The organism is Pseudomonas sp. PA-7-1E (assembly GCF_021605325.1).
GTDB lineage: Bacteria > Pseudomonadota > Gammaproteobacteria > Pseudomonadales > Pseudomonadaceae > Aquipseudomonas > Aquipseudomonas fluorescens_BV.
The window spans coordinates 107,825-127,817 of record NZ_WKFA01000008.1 but is presented as its reverse complement, the minus strand read 5'-3'; the positions used below and the strand labels follow the sequence as shown (position 1 = coordinate 127,817).

Sequence of the window (19,993 nt, the reverse complement as noted above, 5' to 3'; positions counted from 1 at the left end):
TCAAATCACTCCCAGGAGCAACGCCGTCAGGGTCATCAACACCGAGGCGGCAAACAGGAAAGGAATGGTGAAGCGCTGGTGATCGGCCAGTTCGATCTTGCACAGGCCCACCAGCAGGAAGGTCGCAGGGGTCAGCGGGCTGACCGGGAAGCCGGTGGTGTGCACGCCCAGCAGCGAAGCCTGGGCCACCTGAAGCGGGTCGACGCCCAGGGCTTTGCCGACTTCGGCGATCACCGGCATCACGCCGAAATAGTAGGAATCTGGGTCAAACAACATGCTCAGGGGCATGGACAAAAAGCCCACGACGGCCGGGATCAACTTGCCGTGGCCCGCCGGAATCTGCGCCACCGCCACTTCGGCGATGGCCTTGAGCATGCCGGTGCCTTGCATGATGCCGGTAAATACCCCGGCCGCGAGCAGGATACTGGCCATGGTCAGGGCGGTTTTCGCATGGGCGTCAATGCGCGCACGCTGGGCGTCCACGTTGGGATAGTTGATGCACAACGCAACCACGGTGCCGAGCATGAACATCACCACCGGGTCGACCCAGCCGGCGATCATCACCACCATCACCAGCACGGTCAGCACCAGGTTGACCCAGAACAACCGTGGACGGCGCAGCTTGATGTCGTCATCGCTGAGCACTCGTTGCGGCACCGCCTCCACGCTGGAACCGGCGCCCAGGCCCAGGCGTTTTTCTTCGCGATGGCCCAGCCACCAGGCGCAGGCGAAAATAAAGATCAACCCGACGATCTGCACCGGGATGAGTGGCTGGAACAGGTCGGCCACTGGCACATGCAGCGCCGCCGACGAACGCAGCACCGGGCCGGTCCAGGGCAGGAAGTTGACGCCGGCGGCCATCGCACACACGCAGGCGAGGATGCGTTTATCAATGCCCAGCCGCGTATACAGCGGCAGCATCGCCGGCACCGTCACCAGAAAGGTCACCGCGCCAGAGCCGTCCAGGTGCACCAGCAACGCCAGGGTCGCGGTCCCCACCACAATCCGTGTAGGACGCGTGCCGACCGTGCGCAGGATGCGATCAATGATGGGATCGAGCATGCCCGCGTCGGTCATGATCCCGAAAAACAGGATCGCGAACACAAACATGCCGACCACAGGGGCGACGTTCTTGATACCGGTAATGATGAAGGCACTGGTTTGCAGGCCGAAGCCGCCGATCAGCGCAGCGATGATCGGCAAGGCGATCAAAGCCACCAGTGGCGAGAGGCGCTTGCTCATGACGGCAGCGAGCAGGCACAGGATGGTGATGACACCCAGGGTTGCGAGCATGGGTTACTCCAGGGCGGCCTGGTTGGCCGGTTATTGTTTTCCCTGGAGTATTGGAAGCGGGTTAGTCTTTGTAAATTGGAATATTGGGCCTAGAACGTTCGGAAAAACAAAATGAAGAACTCGATCCAGCACATCCAGGCGTTCCTTGCGGTGGCCCGCACTGGCAGTTTCACCAAAGCGGCCAACGAGTTACACCTTTCGCCGTCGGCCCTCACCGTGCAGGTGCAACAACTGGAAGATTGGCTCGGCGTCGCCCTGCTCGACCGCAGCCCGCGCCACGTGAGCATTACCGCTGCGGGCCAGGAGGCGCGCGGGCCCATGGAAAAACTGCTGCTGGACCTGGACAACATCGTCACTGGCTCCCGCGACCTCGCCGCCTTGCGCCGTGGAGTGGTAACCATCGCCGCGCTGCCCTCAGTCTGCGCTGGCGCCCTGCCCCCGGCCTTGCGCCTGTTTCGCGAACGCTTCGCCGGCATCGAAGTGCGCCTGCATGACCTGGTGGCCCAGCGCATTCACGCAAAGGTCCGCAACGGCGAAGTGGATTTCGGCATCGGCGTGCGCGCCCGCCTGAGCCACGGCCTGGACTTCGTGCCCGTGCTTAATGATCGTTTGTGCGCATTTGTGCCGTCAGGCCATGCGCTCGCCCGCCATCGCCAACTGACGCTGGAACAATTGGCGGACCAGCCGATCATCCTGACCGGGCGCGACAGCAGTGTGCGCGAGCAAGTGGACACGCTGTTCGATGAGACACGGTTGACGCTGAACGCCGGCATGGAGGCCAACTACATGTCGACCGTATTGGCCTTGGTGCGCCAGGGCCTGGGCATCAGTGTGTTGCCGGAGTCAGCGGCCGATAGCCTGGAAGGTTTGAAGCGGATCAGCATCGATCATTCCGGGGTGAATCGGGAGATCGGGTTGATCAGCCGTAGCGGGATGGGCTTGAGCCCGGCGGCGCAGCGCTGCTTTGAACTGCTCAACAAAGCACTGCCTGACACGCCGCCGCGCTGAATGTGGGAGCAGTCTTGCCTGCGATGCAGACACCTCGGTTTAGCCGGGGCACCAGGGTGACGCTATCGCAGGCAAGCCAGCTCCCACATTGGACCGAGGGAGTCAGTCGAGCATCGCCACGTACTTGGGATGACTGGCCACGCGCTGCAACCACGCCTGCACCGCCGGATACGGCGCCAGGTCAAAGCCGCCTTCATGGGCCACATGGGTGTAGGCATACAACGCAATATCGGCAATGGAAAATTGCTCGCCCACTAAATAAGGCGTGGCTTGAAGCTGACGCTCCATCACCCTCAAGGCCTTGTAACCGCCTTTGTGGGTGGTCTTGTATTCTTCCAGCCGATCCTCGGGCATGTTCAGGTAAAACTGAATGAACCGCGCCACCGCAATGTAGGGCTCGTGGCTGTATTGCTCGAAGAATTGCCACTGCAGGACTTGCGTGCGCAGGCGCGGTTCGGTCGGCAGGAATTCGCTGCCATCGGCGAGGAAGTTGAGGATCGCGTTGGACTCCCACGGGCAGGTGCCATCTTCGAGCTCCAATACCGGGACCTTGCCATTGGGGTTCTTGGCCAGGAACGCCGGGGTCTGGGTATCACCCTTGAGGATATCGATATCAATCCATTCATACGGGATGCCCAACAGATTGAGCATCAATTTGACCTTGTAGCAATTGCCCGACTTGTAATCGCCATAAACCTTGTACATGGGGCTCCCCTTTTTCGCCGCGCTGACCGAATGCTTGCGCCCACAAGGTGCGGGTATCGAAGGCTTGTTTCAAGGCGTCGTGCAGAATAAATCCCTTGGCGTGGGCCTTTCATCCCTTTTCGCCAAGATAATCGAAAACATTATTTGCTTTATTTGTATACAAAAGCATAATTCGCTTCGTGCGAGTTCCTGACCTTTTGGTCAACAAAGCCCGCCAGTACCTCAAAGCGCGGTTGCCCACTCATGTAACCGGCGCTGGAAATAACAATAAAACGATTGAGGAGTACTCGCTGTGGATAGCCGTAAAACCGAAGCCCCTACGTTGGATCTGGCCGCGCCCCGAGGCGGTTGGCTGGAGCGCCTGTTCAAACTGCGCTTGCATGGCACCACAGTGAAGACCGAGCTGATCGCCGGCCTCACCACCTTTATCACCATGGCCTACATCATTTTCGTCAACCCCAACATCATGGCCGATGCCGGTATCGATCACGGCGCGGCTTTCGTCGCCACCTGCATCGCCGCCGCGCTGGGCTGCCTGTTGATGGGCCTGTACGCCAACTGGCCAGTGGGCCTGGCGCCGGGCATGGGCTTGAACGCGTTTTTCACCTACACCGTGGTCGGCACCATGGGCTACAACTGGGAAACCGCCCTCGGTGCGGTATTTGTCTCAGGTGTGCTGTTCATGATCCTGACGCTGTCGCGTATCCGCGAATGGTTGCTCAACAGTATCCCGGTCAGCCTGCGTCATGCCATGGGCGCGGGCGTGGGCCTGTTCCTGGGGGTGATCGGCCTGAAAACCGCCGGCATCATCGTCGACAGCCCGGCCACCCTGATCAAGCTCGGCTCCCTGCATGAACCCGCCCCACTGCTGGCGGCGGTGTGCTTCCTGCTGATCGCCATCCTCAGTTACCACCGCGTATTCGGCGCGATCCTGATCAGCATCATCGCCGTGACCCTGGCGGGCTGGGGCCTGGGCCTGGTGCATTACAACGGCATTCTCTCTACCCCACCGAGCCTGGCACCGACCTGGATGGCCATGGACGTGATGGGTGTGTTCAATGTGAGCATGATAAGCGTGGTATTTGCCTTTCTTTTTGTACACATGTTCGACACTGCCGGTACACTGATGGGCGTTGCCCAACGCGCAGGGCTAGTCAAGGCAGACGGCAAGATCGACAACCTGTCTCGTGCATTAAAGGCCGACAGTGCTTCCAGCGTGTTCGGCGCCATGGTTGGCGTGCCGCCCGTGACCAGCTATGTGGAAAGCGCTGCCGGTGTAGCTGCCGGCGGCCGCACCGGCTTGACTGCCGTGACCGTAGGCGTGCTGTTTGTGGCGGCGATGTTTTTCGCGCCGCTGGCCGGCATGATTCCCGCCTATGCCACGGCGGGCGCATTGATTTACGTGGCAATGCTGATGATGGCGAGCATGGCCCATATCAATTGGGATGAAGCCACCGACAGCATTCCGGCCATCGTGACCGCGATCATGATGCCGTTGACATTTTCGGTCGCCGACGGAATTGCCCTGGGCTTTATCACCTATGTGGCGTTGAAGGCCGGCACCGGCAAGTACCGTGAGATTTCCATCAGCCTGTGGGTGCTGTGCGCGATCTTTATCGCCAAGTTCATCTTTCTGTAGTTCAGGAAGGGCTGAAAAACCGCCTCACCTTCGGGTGGGGCTTTTGCACGTAAGGGAGAACTGTAGATGAACCTGGATACCTGGCTGTTGTTCAGCGGCGCTGCGCTGGTTGTGATCCTGATCCCCGGCCCGCTGTCATTGTTGATGATCAGCAACAGCCTCAACTTCGGCCTGCGCCGCTCTTACCCGGCGTTTCTGGGCGGCGTATTTGCTTCGATCTGTCTGCTGAGCGCCTCGGCACTTGGCCTTGGCGCGTTGTTGCTGGCATCTGAGCAATTGTTCAGCGCACTGAAGATCGTCGGCGCGCTGTACCTGTTCTACCTCGCCTGGCAAAGCTGGCAGCAATCGCGCCTGCCGAGCGCAGGCGCCGAAGTGCCACCGTCCCCGGCTGTGCCGCGCTTTGGTGCGTTGTTTGGCCGGGCCTTCGTACTGGGGGCCAGCAACCCCAAGGACATCCTGTTTTTTGCGGCCTTCCTGCCGCAGTTTCTCAGCGCCGAGCAGGCGTTTTTACCGCAATTGTTGATCATGATCGCCACCTGGACGGTGCTCGACCTGTTGTGCAAATTGGCTTACGGCTTGGGCGCCCATGGCGCCGCGCGGTATTTGCGCAGCGGTTCGGGCCAGAGCTGGTTCAACCGCACCAGCGCTGCGCTGTTTGGCGGCGCCGGTGCAATGGCTCTCATCAACGCTAAGGGTTCAATTTGACGAAATAGACAGTGGGGGCCAACTGCCCCTTTGTGGGCCACTGAATGCCGGCCACAATCCGCACCAAGCGTTGTTCTTGCATCGCGTTGTCAACCGCCCTTAATAAAGCAGAGTCAGGGTGGGAGTTGATGGCTACCCGAACCCACTTGTCCGAAAGCTTCGTTCTCACGCTAATTCGCCCTGTCTCAAACCATTGGTAGGCCACGTAGTAAATTGTGCTCGAACGGGGATGAGTCACGACTGATTCAATACTGTTTTCTCCAACAGGTAACCCTGGACGTCGCACAGACAAGTCCACAATGCGGTAACCCTGCTGCTCCAACACGGTTCTGACGGCGGCGCGCTCTGCTTCAAGCCTCTGCGTCCTGACCGGTCTGACAGCATATTGCAGGCTCGGGTCTAACGGATGAGGCGGTATGAAGTCGACACGCGTGAAGCCGGGCGCCTTGCCTTCAAAACCGATGTATAGATATTCGCTGCGACGTTCATTAGGTCGCAACATCCGCAGTAAATCATCCGTTTGACCGCTCCTCGCAGGAGGCGCGGGAAGCCATTCGTCCAGCGTCGCGCGGATGTCGAGCAAATGGCTTGCCGTGGCAGCCCGGGAAGGACCTGACAACTCAACCAACCTTATGACGGCAAACGTTCGAGCGTCATTCGTCAGGGTGGGAAAGGCCATGGTCACATACTGCCTCAACGGCCTGTCGAACAGTGCCGGATGATTTTGCCACCCACCTGAAGGCAGGCGTGATACGGGAATAGGCTGGTCGCGAATATCAGTGCTTGTCCAGCGCATGATATCGGTTAGCGCGGATCGCCCCGGTGGCTCATTTCGGGTGATAAACACCAGGCCGTTCAACGGTGCACGATCACCCTGCGGGAGCATCCGGTAGAAACCGCTGCTCGGATCCTGGATGGCGGTATAAGGAGGAGCCACGCGTAAAAACCTGGCATTGAGCTCAGAACCTCTGGGACCCACGCCTACCTCAAACACGCCAGCCGCCGGAAAGTCTACAATTTGACTGGGTTGGACTTGAACACGCCAACTCAGCCACTGAGTATCCGTTGTACGTGACTGCACAATCCGATTCTCGGTAGCCGTGCGCGTACGAGGGGGTTGCCAATCCGGCAATGGGGAAACGGGCCATGGGTTATGCACCCCGGAGCTGGGCCCAGGTTGTGGCGCATTCATGCCCAACAACCACTCTTTAGGCTCTTGAATGTTGATGACCAACTCATCCAGTCCCGGTTCCCGGCTATTTCGCAGACGAAATACCTCTTCGCTTTCGCGCTGGTAAACCGGGTAATGGTGCGTATCGTCCGCTATGAACTGCTCACCGTTCTTGACATGCACGCCTTGCCTGCCCGGCCCTTTCAACGCTACGGCGCCCTCGGGCTTACCCTTGATTCTGAAACGGTCCAAGAGCTTCGATTGCGTCACCAGCGACGAAGACGCGCTGGGCAAATGACTACGTATTGCCATCGGCAAGCGACGGATACGACTCAGAACCTTCATCGGCGAACGCATACCTATGACCTTACCGCCCTTCACTTTGGGAACAGGTGCAAAGTCTGTCGCCAGTTCGACCGCCAGAAACAGGGTCATGAACGCCACATCCACGGCATCGTTAGGGTCGCCAAAGCGATGATAGCGTCGGGCAGCCAACAGCAAATCATGGAAGTCGTTAGCCTTACCGAATAACGGAATCAAAATACCCAGCAACCCGCGCCTGGTGGCCTCGCTCTGCTCTTCAAGACGTTGAACCCGATAAGTCGCCAACATCCAGCTGGAGTTACTGACGGCTTGAACCCGCCCTTGCAGCTCCAGCGAGCTGGCCGCGTACAGCAGTGCCATGGCGTCAGGGTAGGTGGTGGGCACCGCCGCCAACCAGTTCGCTGGTGCACTGGCAATCTGCTCGTGGATCAGCTCTTCGATTTCATTGACCGCTGGCGTAGGCTCAAGGTGCGTGATTTTGAATGAGCGGAAAAACTCATAGCTCCTCCACACACCTTCGAAGAATGAAAAACCGGCGAGGATATGGTCCACGTCATAAATCGAGCTGGTCTTGTTTGTTGCATCGACGTTATGGGCGATGGCCTCGAATGCCCAACCCGGTGCAACCTGTCGCGCCAGAACCTTAACGTAATCGGGCTCTGCAGCCATACGATTGAGCGCCGCCAGGGCTACTCCCACACTGGTGTATTCGCTGATGACCAAGGCTTGGGGCGCGGCCGGCCAGTAAACCACGCAGCGTCCGCTGGCCTGGTCCGCCATCACCACAATGCCTGCGATGTAACGATCATGCAGCATCGTGTGTCCTACCAAATGAACCACACTGAGCGTCAGCCGCTGCCCGTTCTTTAACAGGTCTTCAGCCGTGCGGGCTGCCATTGCAACCTTGAACAGGCTCTGCGCCTGGGCGCTCAAACCCTGGGCGGCCGCTGAAAAAAGCTGCATCTGCGCGCAGTCCCGCAACGTGCGATTTATCAGCACAGGGATACGTTCTTCCCTCTGACCGCTCGCCCCCGCAGGGTAAAATGCACGGTGGGCCCGTATCGCGTAATTACCGCCGATATCCAGCGAAGACACGGTGTTGATCAGATAATCGGCGTTCAGTCGCTGGCGCCACTGCGGTTGCAGATAGCGGCCGCGTGTCAATCGCGGGCGTGTCCAGGGTGCTTGCGAGTCAAGGTTATGCAAGGCCAGTTGCAGCATGCTGAACGTGTGGCGTTTGAGGCTGGGTGTCACGATGACTTTGCGATCGCCCGGCGTGCAGCGACTTTCGTGGCCACAAAAACTGCTGTAGGTGTCATCCGGCAAGTCGATCAACGGCTTGTCGATGTCCAGTTCCGGGTAAAAACCGTCTTCAGTCAAACGAGCGATCAATGCACTGCGGGCGAAGGTGTCCAGGTCAGGCAGGATCTGCACGAGCCCGCTTTCAGCGGCAGCGGCACTGCCCAGGTACCTGCGCTTGAGGCGTTGGAATTGTTTGAGCTGGGTACGCGTTGCGCTGGCCAGCCACGGTGGAGATTCTTTCATCTCAAGCGCAACTTTACGCAGCACGTCCACATTGGCCAACGCCTGGCTCAAAGCATGGTTGGGAGGAAACGCCAGATGTTGGTGCAGCTCGACCACCCACAACAAGCGGCTGACCATCGCATCCTTCACCTCGCCGAAAAGCCCCGTCATGCCACCGATGCGTTTGCTCAACCCTGCGTAGTACATCACCAGGTTTTTCAGCGAGAGACCCGTGGGGCTGATGTAGACAGGCTCGTAACGCACAGCCAGCGTGTTGCGCACCGCATGGGCGCGCAAGTCGTGGAGCTTATCCCGTTCGACACAACCCCATAACCTGGAATAGTCACTGCTGCCCAGTGTCGCTTTGAGCCCCTGCGTCAGCGCCTCCAGGCCGGAAAAAGCCATAAGCCCGCCATAGTCTCCAAACGCATACAGCACCACCGGAATTGCGCCTGCCGGTTTTTTCAGTGCGGTCACTCGCGTCACCACCCACACGTTATGCAGCGGATAGAAGGCATCCGGCGCGCTGCCCACCGAGACCGACAGCACCTGGGTTCGACTGCCAGGGCGTTTGCGCGCTGCAGGCTGGTCCAGCACTTCGCTAATCACGTCACGATGCGCCGTGGATATGAGCTTGAGCTGGTGTTGCAACTCAACCTCACAGCGCAATGCTTCGACCTGGGCGCTCAAAAACAGCGCAGCACGCCTGCGCCCTCCCCCAGGGCGCGCAAGCCAGAACGGCAAATCGAACAGTTGATGCTGCGCATCCTTGATCTGTGCGCTCAACACCTGCGTGTGCTCCTTGCGCTGACGCTCGAGCGCCAACACCTGCTCAAACGCCGCGCTCTGCGCACTCGGATCATCCTGGTTAAGCAACGCAACCAGGCCTTTTTCATAGCGTTTGACCTGTTGCTCTGCCGTAAGCCGGGCCAGCTCGGGCATCGCACTGGCAAACAGGATTTCTGGCTCCCGTCGCTGCCGGTCCCAGATAAGTAATTGGTCGCACACGTTGTGCAGCCGGGCGCTGCCTGCCAGCCGTTTGCGAGCTTGCTCGATCGAACGGAGAAAGGCCGTGGCCGACAACGTTTCAGGCCGCGGCCTGCTTGCAGCGAACACATGCGCGTGATTGATCGCCAGCGCGCAGGCCAACTCATTCGCCCACTGGCCATCCAGCAACGCCCGGGCGCTCAGAGCCAACGCATCCTCCGTCACCGCCGCGCCACGCACGACAACGGAGGCTGGGCTCAGGTGATCGGGTCGGCATAATTGGTGACGACGCTTTAGTGGCAAGCATTGCCAGAGTTCATCGAACAGCGTCTGACTGGTCAACGCCAACAGGCCGCATTGAAGCGAGAAGAACGACGGGTACTCGTAAAAATGGCGGGCCACGCCCGGCAGGTAAATCACATGCGGCGCACCCTCGGGGTCGCCGTCTCGATAAATATGCAGTGCCCCGGGAATCGCGACTGCAGGCAAGCCTGGCCACATCAATTGGCTTACCCGCACGCTGGCCCAACTGCCCCCGGCGCGCTGGCGCGCCTCGGTGTCGGGGGCATCCACCAATTGCTGGACCAGGGTCATTCCCGCAATGGAAATCTCATCCAGTTGCCGTGCCATGAAAGCCTGCTCGGCAAAAGCTGCGGCGTATGATTCAGCCCAGCGTTCCTGACGTGTGTGCCACGATCCATGCGCCAAGGCCTGCCAATATTCCGTTACCGCTTGAGGCAGCCGCTCCAGCAGGTTCATCGCGATCATGCGTCGCAACACCTGCAAAGGCGTATACGGCAGCCGACGGTTTGGATCGCCCTTGACACTCAAGGAGGTGAATTGATTGAGGTTGTCCGGTACCGAAGGCAATGCCAGCGACAGCAGCGCCCGGTCGGTCAAACTGTCAACTTTGGCGGCCGCCCCCGGCAATGCCGCCTGGGTAAACAGCAGGCTGTCGGGGTCAATTTCAAATTCCTTGCGCAGCGCGGCACGAATCACTCCCAGAACCCGGGGCGCATGACCTATCAAGCGGGCGAGCACTCTGGTCGACTGGAAACACCGCCGGTCGGCCTCCGCGAGCTGGTTGATCAGGCGGCCGGGCTGGGGATGAGTGTTGATGCGCCGAGTCAGTTGATCGCGCATCTGCTGCACGCGTTCGGCAGTGATATCCGGATCATCTGAATAGATGTTGCCGATGGCTGAAGTCATGGTGCTTTCTTCTTGATGGAAGGACAAACACCAGCCTAGGCAGCGTCGCGGCTCAAAAGGCGTTAGATAATTGAACACACCACGGGCGAAAAAAAGCCCGCAGTGTGCGCGGGCGAAACCAACGAAGAGCATTTGGGGGTATGAAGCGAGGTGACGACTCAGCTACCGCGATAGGTGGAATAGCTGTAAGGCGAAATCAACAGGGGTACATGGTAATGCTCTTGCTCGGCGCTGATGCCAAAGCGTAGTACCACTACATCCAGGAAAGCCGGCTCCGGCAGCTGCACGCCACGGGCGCGGTAGTAATCGCCAGCGTTGAATTGCAGCTGGTAGACACCGCTGCGGTAATCGTCGCCTTGCAACAGCGGCGCATCGCAGCGGCCGTCGCTGTTGGTGGTGGCGGTAGCGACCAGCTCAAGCTGCGCACCTTCGACGCGGTACAGCTCAACCTTGATTGCGCTGCCGGGGCAACCGTGCGCGGCGTCCAAAACGTGTGTGGTCAAACGTCCCATGGCTTTTATGCGCCTCCCGAAGTCAGTCATAGAGAAACCCGCACTCTTTCAGGGCAGTGAAAAAGCCGGCGATGGCTGATTAAGACATTTTCAAAGAAAATTGTACACAATAAATTTCACAGCGCTTCAACCCCCTGTAGGAGCGAGCTTGCTCGCGAAAAACGCCAACGATAACGCGGGCTTCCAGGATGAAAAGTGGCGCCCTCAGATTATTCGCGAGCAAGCTCGCTCCTACAGTGGGCTTTTTCATTTTAACCTGACCACTCAGGCAAGTTTCTTGCACAGACCCGTAGAGAGCCCGTTCAGAAAAAATGCAGAAATGCAGGCTTACAAAGTTTGCAATAAGTTGTATACAATCACTCATCGCTGTGACGCCACTCAGTCATTCCACTGCCCGGACGCCACACACACCTGCTACCACGAACAAGAAGGAAGACTGCAGTGAGCGCTGACTACCCACGCGACCTGATCGGTTACGGCAGTAACCCTCCTCACCCCCACTGGCCGGGCAAGGCACGCATTGCGCTGTCGTTCGTACTCAACTACGAAGAAGGCGGCGAGCGCAACATTTTGCACGGTGACAAAGAGTCCGAAGCCTTCCTCTCGGAAATGGTCTCGGCGCAACCGCTGCAAGGCGAGCGCAACATGAGCATGGAGTCGCTGTACGAGTACGGCAGCCGTGCCGGTGTGTGGCGCATCCTCAAGTTGTTCAAAGAATTCGACATCCCGCTGACCATCTTCGCCGTGGCCATGGCCGCCCAGCGGCATCCGGATGTGATCCGCGCCATGGTCGCCGCCGGCCACGAGATTTGCAGCCACGGCTACCGCTGGATCGACTACCAGTACATGGACGAGGCCCAGGAGCGCGAGCACATGCTCGAAGCCATCCGCATCCTCACCGAACTCACCGGTGAACGCCCATTGGGCTGGTACACCGGGCGCACCGGCCCCAACACCCGTCGCCTGGTCATGGAGGAAGGTGGCTTCCTGTACGACTGCGACACCTACGACGACGACCTGCCCTACTGGGAACCCAACACCCCGAACGGCAAGCCGCACCTGGTAATCCCCTACACCCTGGACACCAACGACATGCGCTTCACCCAGGTGCAGGGTTTCAACAAGGGCGATGACTTTTTCGAGTACCTCAAGGATGCCTTCGACGTGCTGTACGCAGAAGGCGCCGAAGCGCCGAAGATGCTATCGATCGGCCTGCATTGCCGCCTGATCGGTCGCCCGGCACGCCTGGCCTCGCTCAAGCGCTTCATTGAATACGTCAAAGGCCACGATCAGGTGTGGTTCACCCGTCGCGTGGACATCGCCCGTCACTGGCACCAAACCCACCCTCTCCCGGGAGCGGCGAAATGACTGCGTTCCAGACCCTGAAACCTTCGACCTTGAGCCGCGACGCCTTCGTCCAGGCCTTTGCCGATATCTATGAACACTCGCCATGGGTGGCCGAAAAGGCCTTCGACCTGGGCCAGGACGCGTCGATCGACCAGATCGAAACCCTGCACCAGCGCATGAGCGATATCCTGTTGAGTGCTGATCACGCCTCGCAACTGGCGCTGATCAATGCTCACCCGGACCTGGCCGGAAAAGCTGCCGTCCAGGGCCAACTGACCCAAGCCAGCACCGATGAACAAGCGGGCGCGGGTATTCACCAATGCACGGCCGAAGAGTTTTCTCGCTTCACCGAGCTGAATGAGGCCTACAAAGCCAAATTCAAGTTTCCCTTCATCATGGCGGTAAAAGGCAGCAACCGGCATCAGATCCTCGCCGCGTTCGAAACGCGCATCCACAACTCGGCAGACACCGAGTTCAAGTGCGCGCTGGACGAGATCAACAAGATCGCGTTGTTCCGTTTACTGACCCTCTAGCAGTCCATCCCCAGCCACTCTATCTAAGGCAGACAAGAAGAATGAAAGCTTACGCCGTACCTTTCGAAAAGTTCGTCAACCTGGCCGACGCCCGCCTGGGCACCAAGATCATCTCGGTGACCGATGACTGGTTCGCTGACGCCAACCGCCTGTTCCAGCCGACCCCGGCCGTGTGGAAGGAGGGCGTTTTCGATGACAACGGCAAGTGGATGGACGGCTGGGAGTCACGCCGCAAGCGCTTCGAAGGCTACGACAGTGCGGTGATCCGCCTGGGCGTGCCGGGTTCGATCAAAGGCGTGGACATCGACACTTCATTCTTCACCGGCAACTTCCCGCCGTCGGCTTCCCTGGAAGCCTGCTTCCTGGCCTCGGGCGAGCCGGATGCCAACACCCAGTGGGTGGAAGTGCTGTCAGCCGTCGAGCTGCAAGGCAACAGCCACCACTACCACGAGATCAACAACGACCAGGCGTTCAGCCACCTGCGCTTCAACATCTACCCGGATGGCGGCGTGGCCCGTCTGCGTGTGTACGGCGTGCCGTTCCGCGACTGGTCTTCGGTGGGCGACAACGAACAGGTCGACCTGGCTGCCGCGCTCAATGGCGGTCGTGCCCTGGCCTGTTCCGACGAACACTTCGGCCGCATGAGCAACATCCTCAACCCGGGCCGCGGCATCAACATGGGCGATGGCTGGGAAACCGCACGTCGTCGCACGCCAGGCAATGACTGGGTGATCGTCGCCCTGGGTCACCCGGGCGAGATCGAGAAAATCGTGGTCGACACCCTGCACTTCAAGGGCAACTACCCGGACACCTGCTCGATCCAGGGCGCCTTCGTGAAAGGCGGCACCGACAGCCAGATCGAAACTCAGTCGCTGTTCTGGCGCGAACTGCTGCCGGCGCAGAAGCTGGAAATGCACGCCGAACACACCTTCGCCGAGCAGATCAAGGCGCTGGGGCCGATTACCCACATCCGCTTGAATGTGTTCCCGGATGGTGGTGTGAGTCGCCTGCGCGTCCTGGGCAAGGTCGCCAAATAACACCCGATCGTCCCCACGCTCTGCGTGGGGATGCATCCCGTGACGCTCCGCGTCACACAGCGGACGCAGAGCGTCCAGGGCAGCGTTCCCACGCAGAGCGTGGGAACGATCTATAGACAAGACAAGAAGACAGCCATGCGCACACTGATGATCGAACCCCTGACCAAAGAAGCCTTCGCCCCTTTCGGAGACGTTATCGAAACCGATGGCAGCGATCACTTCATGATCAACAACGGGTCGACCATGCGCTTTCACAAACTGGCCACGGTCGAAACCGCGAAGCCGGAAGACCACGCCATCATCAGCATCTTCCGCGCCGACGCGCAGGACATGCCGCTGACCGTGTGCATGCTGGAGAGACACCCGCTGGGCAGCCAGGCTTTCATTCCGCTGCTCGGCAACCCCTTTCTGATCGTGGTCGCGCCACTTGGCGATGAACCTGTATCGGGCTTGGTCCGCGCCTTCGTCACCAACGGCAGGCAGGGCATTAATTACCATCGCGGCGTCTGGCACCACCCGGTGCTGACGATCGAAAAGCGGGATGACTTCCTGGTGGTTGATCGCAGTGGCACAGGCAATAACTGCGATGAGCATTTTTTCAAAGAGGATGAGCGTTTGATCCTCGCCCCCCACCAATAAGAGAAGGTCTGATCACCCGACAACAAGGGTGACAGGCGAGAGGTAAAGACTGTGGAAGCACATCTGTTGGAATGGCTGAACCTGAGCGTGCGCTGGGTTCACATGATCACTGGCGTCGCCTGGATCGGCGCTTCTTTCTACTTCGTCTGGCTGGAAAACAACCTTAATCGCGTCAACCCCAAGAACGGCCTGGCCGGTGACTTGTGGGCGATCCACGGTGGCGGTATCTACCACCTGGAAAAATACAAACTGGCCCCGCCGACCATGCCGGACAACCTGCACTGGTTCAAATGGGAAGCCTATTTCACCTGGATGTCGGGCGTCGCGCTGCTGTGCGTGGTGTTCTACCTCAACCCGACGCTGTACCTGCTCGCCCCCGGCAGCAGCCTCAGCGGCACCGAAGGCGTGTTGCTGGGCATCGGTTCACTGTTCGCCGGCTGGTTCATCTACTCCTTCCTCTGCGACTCGGCCCTGGGCAAACGCCCTGCCCTGCTCGGCTTGATCCTGTTCGTGCTGTTGATTGCGGCGGCTTACGGCTTCAGCAAGGTGTTCAGCGGCCGCGGTGCCTACCTGCACGTGGGTGCGGTGATCGGCACGATCATGGTAGGTAACGTGTTCCGTATCATCATGCCGGCCCAACGCGCGCTGGTGGCGGCCATCGCCGAGAATCGCACGCCCGACCCGGCGCTGCCGGCCAAAGGTCTGCTGCGCTCACGCCACAACAACTACTTCACCTTGCCGGTGCTGTTCATCATGATCAGCAACCACTTCCCGAGCACCTATGGCAGCCAATACAACTGGCTGATCCTGGCCGGGATCGCGGTGGCGGCGGTGTTGGTGCGCCATTACTTCAACACCCGGCATGACAGCCAGAAGTATGCGTGGACCTTGCCCGTAGGCGCCTTGGCGATGATCAGCCTGGCCTACGTGACCGGGCCCAAGCCGGCTGAACCGATTGCCAAGGCACCGGCTGCCATCGAGTACCAACCCCTGCCAGAAACCGCACTGGGCGGTGGCTTGAAACCGGCCGCGCCTGCCGCACCCGCCGCTGAACCGGCACCGGCCCAGGCCACCACGGACTTCGGCCAGGTGCACCACGTGATCGAGCAACGCTGCACCGTGTGCCATTCGGCCAAGCCCACCAGCCCGCTGTTCAGTACGGCACCGGCTGGGGTGATGTTCGACACACCGGCACAGATCCAGCAGCAGGCGGCGCGGATTCAAGCGCAGGCCGTGGCCAGCCAGATCATGCCGCTGGGCAACATTACCCAGATGACCCAGCAGGAACGGGATTTGATCGGCACCTGGATTAATCAGGGGGCCCGTACCAACTGACTGTTTCACACCGTTCCCATGTGGGAGCTGGCTTGCCTGCGATAGCGGCAGATCACCAACATTTTCGGTGACTGACACACCGCCATCGCAGGCAAGCCAGCTCCCACAAGGGAGATCAGTGATGGTTTGAAGATTAAGTTTCATCCGGCAATTGAATGCCAAACAACACAAAAATAAAAAGATTCGAGGTGTTGCATGTCCCAGTTAGAAACGCAGACTCCTGCCGCGCCCGCCATGGTGCGGCTGCCCCTCTTGCAACTGATCCTGGTAGGCCTGCAACACGTCTTGCTGATGTACGGCGGTGCCGTCGCCGTGCCCCTGATCATTGGCCAGGCCGCCGGCTTGAGCCGTGAAGAAATCGCCTTTCTGATCAACGCCGACCTGCTGGTAGCCGGTATCGCCACCATGGTGCAGTCGTTCGGCATCGGCCCCATGGGCATCCGCATGCCGGTGATGATGGGCGCCAGTTTTGCCGCCGTGGGCAGCATGGTCGCCATGGCCGGCATGCCCGGCATCGGTTTGCAGGGCATCTTCGGCGCGACCATCGCCGCCGGGTTCTTCGGCATGCTCATCGCACCGTTCATGTCCAAGGTGGTGCGCTTTTTCCCGCCGCTGGTGACCGGTACGGTGATCACCGCCATCGGCCTTTCGCTGTTCCCCGTGGCGGTGAACTGGGCCGGCGGGGGCAGCGCCGCCGCCACGTTTGGCTCGCCGGTCTACCTGGCGATTGCCGCCCTGGTACTGGCCACGATCTTGCTGATCAACCGCTTCATGCGCGGCTTCTGGGTGAACATCTCGGTACTGATCGGCATGGGCCTGGGTTACGCGCTATGTGGTGTGATCGGCATGGTCGACCTCAGTGGCCTGGCCCAGGCGCCGTGGGTGCAGGTGGTGACGCCGTTGCACTTTGGCATGCCCAAGTTCGAGTTGGCGCCGATCCTGTCGATGTGCCTGGTGGTGGTGATCATTTTTGTCGAGTCCACCGGCATGTTCCTCGCCCTGGGCAAGATCACCGGCCAGGAGGTCACGCCGAAGATGCTGCGACGCGGCCTGTTGTGTGATGCCGGCGCGTCGTTCTTTGCCGGCTTCTTCAACACCTTTACCCACTCCTCCTTCGCGCAGAATATCGGCCTGGTGCAGATGACCGGCGTGCGCTGCCGCTCGGTCACGCTCATGGCCGGCGCGTTCTTGATCGTGCTCAGCCTGTTGCCCAAGGCGGCCTATCTGGTGGCTTCAATTCCACCTGCGGTACTCGGCGGCGCGGCGATTGCGATGTTCGGGATGGTGGCCGCAACCGGGATCAAGATTCTGCAGGAAGCCGACATCGCCGACCGCCGTAACCAGTTGCTGGTGGCGGTGAGCATCGGCATGGGCCTGATCCCCGTGGTACGCCCGGAGTTCTTCGCACAGCTGCCGTTGTGGATGAGCCCGATTACCCACAGCGGCATCGCCATGGCCACCCTCAGCGCGCTGTCGCTGAACATCCTGTTCAACATCCTCGGCGGCGCTGAGCGCCCCGAAGTCGCGCATACGCATTGATTCCTTTGTTAGTACAAAAATAACAACAAACAGGGAACCCCCACATGCACAACCTTGACATGGGGCCGGCCACACGCCGCGCCCCATTCTTGCCCCTCGCGCTCTGTTACAGCGCACTTGAGCCCAGGCCTGGGAGCCAGTATTCTCCGCGCCCGCTCGAATCGACTCAAAAAAAAACAGCGAATGTAAAAGCTGACCTAAAGGCCAACTTATCCCGGCCTGATGTTTGCTGCCAAAGTGCACAAAAGTCCCCTGAATTCGACTGCATCCGCTGCAGCCGACGGGGATTTTTTGGCTTTTTCAGCACCTTGGCGCAGCTCTTGCTAAAAGCATCAAAGCTGACCGAACAGACGATTTTTGCAGCGAACCAAAAGGCGCCACACCAGAGCGCCTGCGTAGAAGAAAAACCATAAAATTTTAACTCGGGAGCAACCGAATGAAACCTATGTTCAAAGGCCTGATGCTGGCTGGATCACTGTTGGCCGGTGGCCAGGCCGTAGCCGGTGACTTGTTGCAGTGGCAAAACAACAGCCTGACTTATCTGTGGGGCAAGAGCTTTACCGTCAACCCGCAGATCCAGCAAACCGTCACCTTCGAACATGCCGACGCATGGAAGTACGGCGACAACTTCTTCTTCCTCGACCGTATCTTTTACAACGGCAAGGAAGACGGCAATGTCGGCCCGAATACTTACTACGGCGAGTTCAGCCCGCGTTTGTCGTTCGGCAAGATCCTGGACAAAGACCTGTCGTTCGGCCCGATCAAGGACGTGCTGCTGGCCTTCACCTATGAGTTCGGCGAGGGCGATAACGAGTCCTACCTGCTGGGTCCGGCATTCGACTTGAACATTCCCGGTTTCGACTACTTCCAGCTGAACTTCTACCAGCGCCAGACTGAAGGCAATCGCCCGGGTGACGGCGTGTGGCAGATCACTCCGGTATGGTCGTACACCATTCCCGTGGGTAATTCCGACGTGCTGATCGACGGTTTCATGGACTGGGTGGTGGATAACGACAAGAACGCCCGCGGCACTTATCACGCCAACCTGCACTTCAACCCGCAGGTCAAATACGACTTGGGCAAGGCGCTGCATTGGGGCGACAAGCAGTTGTATGTGGGTTTTGAATACGACTACTGGAAGAACAAGTACGGGATTGAAGACAGCGGCGCCTTCAAGACAACCCAGGACACAGCAAGCTTCCTGGTCAAATACCACTTCTAAAGGTTGATCGCGGTTCCCTGTGGGAGCTGGCTTGCCTGCGATCGCGATGTGTCTGTGCCAGCAGTGTTGGCTGGCATACCGCTATCGCAGGCAAGCCAGCTCCCACATTCAGTTCGGCGTCAGGCCCAGGAAACGGGTGATTTCTTCGCGCTTGGCCAGCGCATCCTTGCGCCCCAGTTCGATCAACTCGCTGCAATACCCCGCCTCGAACAACAGATAACTCAACACCCCTGCCCCGCTGGTCTTGGTTGCCCCAGGCCCCCGTAAAAACACACGCAACGCCGCCGGCAATTCTTGGCGATGTCGCGCGGCGATTTCATCGATGGGCTGGCTGGGGGCAATCACCAACACCTCTACCGGCGCCAGGCCCTGCACCGCCGCATCCGCAGGCACGACGCGGCTGAACTGGTTCAAGCGCTCCAGCAGTTCGATATCGCTTTCCAGGCTGTCAATGAAGGTGCTGTTGAGCATGTGCCCGCCGATTTGCGCCAGGGTCGGTTGCTGGCCGGTGTAGGTGCGTTGCGTCGAGGCTTCATTGCCCCTTGGGTTGCCGCTCACACCGACGACCAATACGCGGCTGGCCCCCAGGTGCAAGGCCGGGCTGATGGGCGCGGACTGCCGCACTGCGCCATCGCCGAAGTACTCTTCGTCAAGTTTGATCGGAGCGAACAACAGCGGAATTGCGGAGCTTGCCAACAGGTGCTCTACCGTCAGTTGGGTCGGTACCCCAATGCGCCGATGACGCAGCCAGGCATCGATGGTGCCGCCGCCCTGATAGAAGGTCACCGCTTGCCCGGACTCATAACCAAAGGCCGTCACCGCCACCGCCTGCAAGTGCTTGCGGCGGATAGCCTCGTCGATGCCGTCCAGGTTCAAGCGCGCTTGCAGCAAGTCACGCAGGGGAGAGCTATTGAGCAACGCCACCGGCACCTGGGCACCCAGGCCCAACAGGCTGTGGATCAGGAAGCGACTGGCCTGGCGTATCACCCCCGGCCAATCGCTGCGCAGCACCTGATGACTGCGAAAGCCCTGCCAGAACGCTGTCAGCCGTTGAACAGCCGCGCAGAAGTCACTGGCCCCACTGGCCAGGCTCACCGCATTGATGGCGCCGGCGGAGGTGCCGACGATCACCGGAAAAGGATTCGGTGCCCCTGGCGGCAGCAATTCGGCAATCGCCGCCAGCACCCCCACCTGATAAGCCGCTCGCGCCCCGCCGCCGGAAAGAATCAAGCCTGTGACCGGTTCGGCTGGGCGCATTGCGTCA

16 protein-coding genes are annotated in these 19,993 nt (G+C 59.8%); 11 read left to right on the top strand and 5 right to left on the bottom strand.

Features of this window, described 5'->3' with window-relative positions; all coding sequences use genetic code 11:
* Positions 1–1,293 carry a CitMHS family transporter gene (locus tag GIW79_RS07920; RefSeq protein ID WP_089041966.1) on the bottom strand — a complete coding sequence of 431 codons (1,293 nt, stop codon included), beginning with the start codon at positions 1,291–1,293 and terminating at the stop codon, positions 1–3.
* Between the two features lie 111 nt (positions 1,294–1,404).
* On the opposite strand from GIW79_RS07920, the gene GIW79_RS07915 reads away from it, so the two are divergent.
* Entirely contained in the window at positions 1,405–2,301 is an 897-nt protein-coding gene (locus GIW79_RS07915) for a LysR family transcriptional regulator (protein ID WP_089041965.1), read from the top strand.
* Positions 2,302–2,403: 102 nt separating this feature from the next.
* On the opposite strand, the gene GIW79_RS07910 is transcribed toward GIW79_RS07915, so the two are convergent.
* The gene (locus tag GIW79_RS07910) at positions 2,404–3,006 is read right to left on the bottom strand and encodes a glutathione S-transferase family protein (protein WP_236455206.1); all 603 of its coding nucleotides are present in this window, start codon (positions 3,004–3,006) and stop codon (positions 2,404–2,406) included.
* Positions 3,007–3,298: 292 nt separating this feature from the next.
* Here GIW79_RS07910 and GIW79_RS07905 point away from each other — a divergent pair, with 292 nt between their 5' ends.
* Positions 3,299–4,645: an NCS2 family permease gene (locus tag GIW79_RS07905; RefSeq protein WP_034126137.1), complete on the top strand. Its 1,347-nt coding sequence runs from the start codon at positions 3,299–3,301 to the stop codon at positions 4,643–4,645.
* Positions 4,646–4,711: 66 nt separating this feature from the next.
* On the top strand, positions 4,712–5,350 hold the full coding sequence (locus tag GIW79_RS07900; protein WP_072448024.1) for a LysE family translocator: 639 nt from the start codon (positions 4,712–4,714) through the stop codon (positions 5,348–5,350).
* On the opposite strand, the gene GIW79_RS07895 is transcribed toward GIW79_RS07900, so the two are convergent.
* A complete protein-coding gene (locus GIW79_RS07895) occupies positions 5,334–10,697 on the bottom strand; it encodes a dermonecrotic toxin domain-containing protein (protein WP_236455205.1) in 5,364 nt (1,787 codons plus the stop codon). The genes GIW79_RS07900 and GIW79_RS07895 overlap by 17 nt on opposite strands.
* Positions 10,698–10,723: 26 nt before the next feature.
* On the bottom strand, positions 10,724–11,077 hold the full coding sequence (gene uraH / locus GIW79_RS07890) for a hydroxyisourate hydrolase (RefSeq protein WP_034126134.1): 354 nt from the start codon (positions 11,075–11,077) through the stop codon (positions 10,724–10,726).
* 441 nt (positions 11,078–11,518) lie between these two features.
* On the opposite strand from uraH, the gene puuE reads away from it, so the two are divergent.
* The 8 genes from puuE to GIW79_RS07850 all read left to right on the top strand — a co-directional run bounded on the left by puuE (position 11,519) and on the right by GIW79_RS07850 (position 18,729).
* Positions 11,519–12,445 (top strand): allantoinase PuuE, encoded by a 927-nt coding sequence (gene puuE, locus GIW79_RS07885; protein WP_236455204.1) that lies wholly within the window; start codon positions 11,519–11,521, stop codon positions 12,443–12,445.
* Positions 12,442–12,957: a 2-oxo-4-hydroxy-4-carboxy-5-ureidoimidazoline decarboxylase gene (gene uraD, locus GIW79_RS07880; RefSeq protein WP_014719293.1), complete on the top strand. Its 516-nt coding sequence runs from the start codon at positions 12,442–12,444 to the stop codon at positions 12,955–12,957. The genes puuE and uraD overlap by 4 nt, the downstream gene beginning before the upstream one ends.
* Positions 12,958–12,998: 41 nt before the next feature.
* A complete protein-coding gene (gene alc, locus GIW79_RS07875; RefSeq protein WP_017137848.1) occupies positions 12,999–13,994 on the top strand; it encodes an allantoicase in 996 nt (331 codons plus the stop codon).
* 135 nt (positions 13,995–14,129) lie between these two features.
* Complete coding sequence (locus GIW79_RS07870; protein WP_003192823.1) at positions 14,130–14,633, top strand: ureidoglycolate lyase; 504 nt, start codon at positions 14,130–14,132, stop codon at positions 14,631–14,633.
* 51 nt (positions 14,634–14,684) lie between these two features.
* The gene (locus GIW79_RS07865) at positions 14,685–15,968 is read left to right on the top strand and encodes a urate hydroxylase PuuD (protein WP_003192825.1); all 1,284 of its coding nucleotides are present in this window, start codon (positions 14,685–14,687) and stop codon (positions 15,966–15,968) included.
* A gap of 195 nt (positions 15,969–16,163) precedes the next feature.
* Positions 16,164–17,507 (top strand): nucleobase:cation symporter-2 family protein, encoded by a 1,344-nt coding sequence (locus tag GIW79_RS07860; RefSeq protein ID WP_032896003.1) that lies wholly within the window; start codon positions 16,164–16,166, stop codon positions 17,505–17,507.
* Positions 17,508–17,551: 44 nt separating this feature from the next.
* Positions 17,552–17,920 carry a hypothetical protein gene (locus GIW79_RS07855; protein WP_125919870.1) on the top strand — a complete coding sequence of 123 codons (369 nt, stop codon included), beginning with the start codon at positions 17,552–17,554 and terminating at the stop codon, positions 17,918–17,920.
* 23 nt (positions 17,921–17,943) lie between these two features.
* Positions 17,944–18,729 carry an outer membrane protein OmpK gene (locus GIW79_RS07850; RefSeq protein ID WP_003192827.1) on the top strand — a complete coding sequence of 262 codons (786 nt, stop codon included), beginning with the start codon at positions 17,944–17,946 and terminating at the stop codon, positions 18,727–18,729.
* Between the two features lie 108 nt (positions 18,730–18,837).
* Here the strand turns inward: GIW79_RS07850 and GIW79_RS07845 are convergent, their stop codons facing one another.
* Positions 18,838–19,986, bottom strand: coding sequence for a patatin-like phospholipase family protein (locus GIW79_RS07845; protein WP_197884174.1), 1,149 nt, complete (start codon positions 19,984–19,986; stop codon positions 18,838–18,840).
* Between the last annotated feature and the right edge of the window lie 7 nt (positions 19,987–19,993).

Excerpts from the sequence above, each read along its gene's own strand:
- GIW79_RS07920 (WP_089041966.1), bottom strand. The coding sequence starts at position 1,293 with ATGCTCGCAACCCTGGGTGTCATCACCATCCTGTGCCTGCTCGCTGCC.
- GIW79_RS07915 (WP_089041965.1), top strand. The coding sequence starts at position 1,405 with ATGAAGAACTCGATCCAGCACATCCAGGCGTTCCTTGCGGTGGCCCGC.
- GIW79_RS07910 (WP_236455206.1), bottom strand. The coding sequence starts at position 3,006 with ATGTACAAGGTTTATGGCGATTACAAGTCGGGCAATTGCTACAAGGTC.
- GIW79_RS07900 (WP_072448024.1), top strand. The coding sequence starts at position 4,712 with ATGAACCTGGATACCTGGCTGTTGTTCAGCGGCGCTGCGCTGGTTGTG.
- GIW79_RS07895 (WP_236455205.1), bottom strand. The coding sequence starts at position 10,697 with ATGCTCTTCGTTGGTTTCGCCCGCGCACACTGCGGGCTTTTTTTCGCC.
- uraH (WP_034126134.1), bottom strand. The coding sequence starts at position 11,077 with ATGGGACGTTTGACCACACACGTTTTGGACGCCGCGCACGGTTGCCCC.
- uraD (WP_014719293.1), top strand. The coding sequence starts at position 12,442 with ATGACTGCGTTCCAGACCCTGAAACCTTCGACCTTGAGCCGCGACGCC.
- alc (WP_017137848.1), top strand. The coding sequence starts at position 12,999 with ATGAAAGCTTACGCCGTACCTTTCGAAAAGTTCGTCAACCTGGCCGAC.
- GIW79_RS07870 (WP_003192823.1), top strand. The coding sequence starts at position 14,130 with ATGCGCACACTGATGATCGAACCCCTGACCAAAGAAGCCTTCGCCCCT.
- GIW79_RS07860 (WP_032896003.1), top strand. The coding sequence starts at position 16,164 with ATGTCCCAGTTAGAAACGCAGACTCCTGCCGCGCCCGCCATGGTGCGG.
- GIW79_RS07855 (WP_125919870.1), top strand. The coding sequence starts at position 17,552 with ATGCACAACCTTGACATGGGGCCGGCCACACGCCGCGCCCCATTCTTG.
- GIW79_RS07850 (WP_003192827.1), top strand. The coding sequence starts at position 17,944 with ATGAAACCTATGTTCAAAGGCCTGATGCTGGCTGGATCACTGTTGGCC.
- GIW79_RS07845 (WP_197884174.1), bottom strand. The coding sequence starts at position 19,986 with ATGCGCCCAGCCGAACCGGTCACAGGCTTGATTCTTTCCGGCGGCGGG.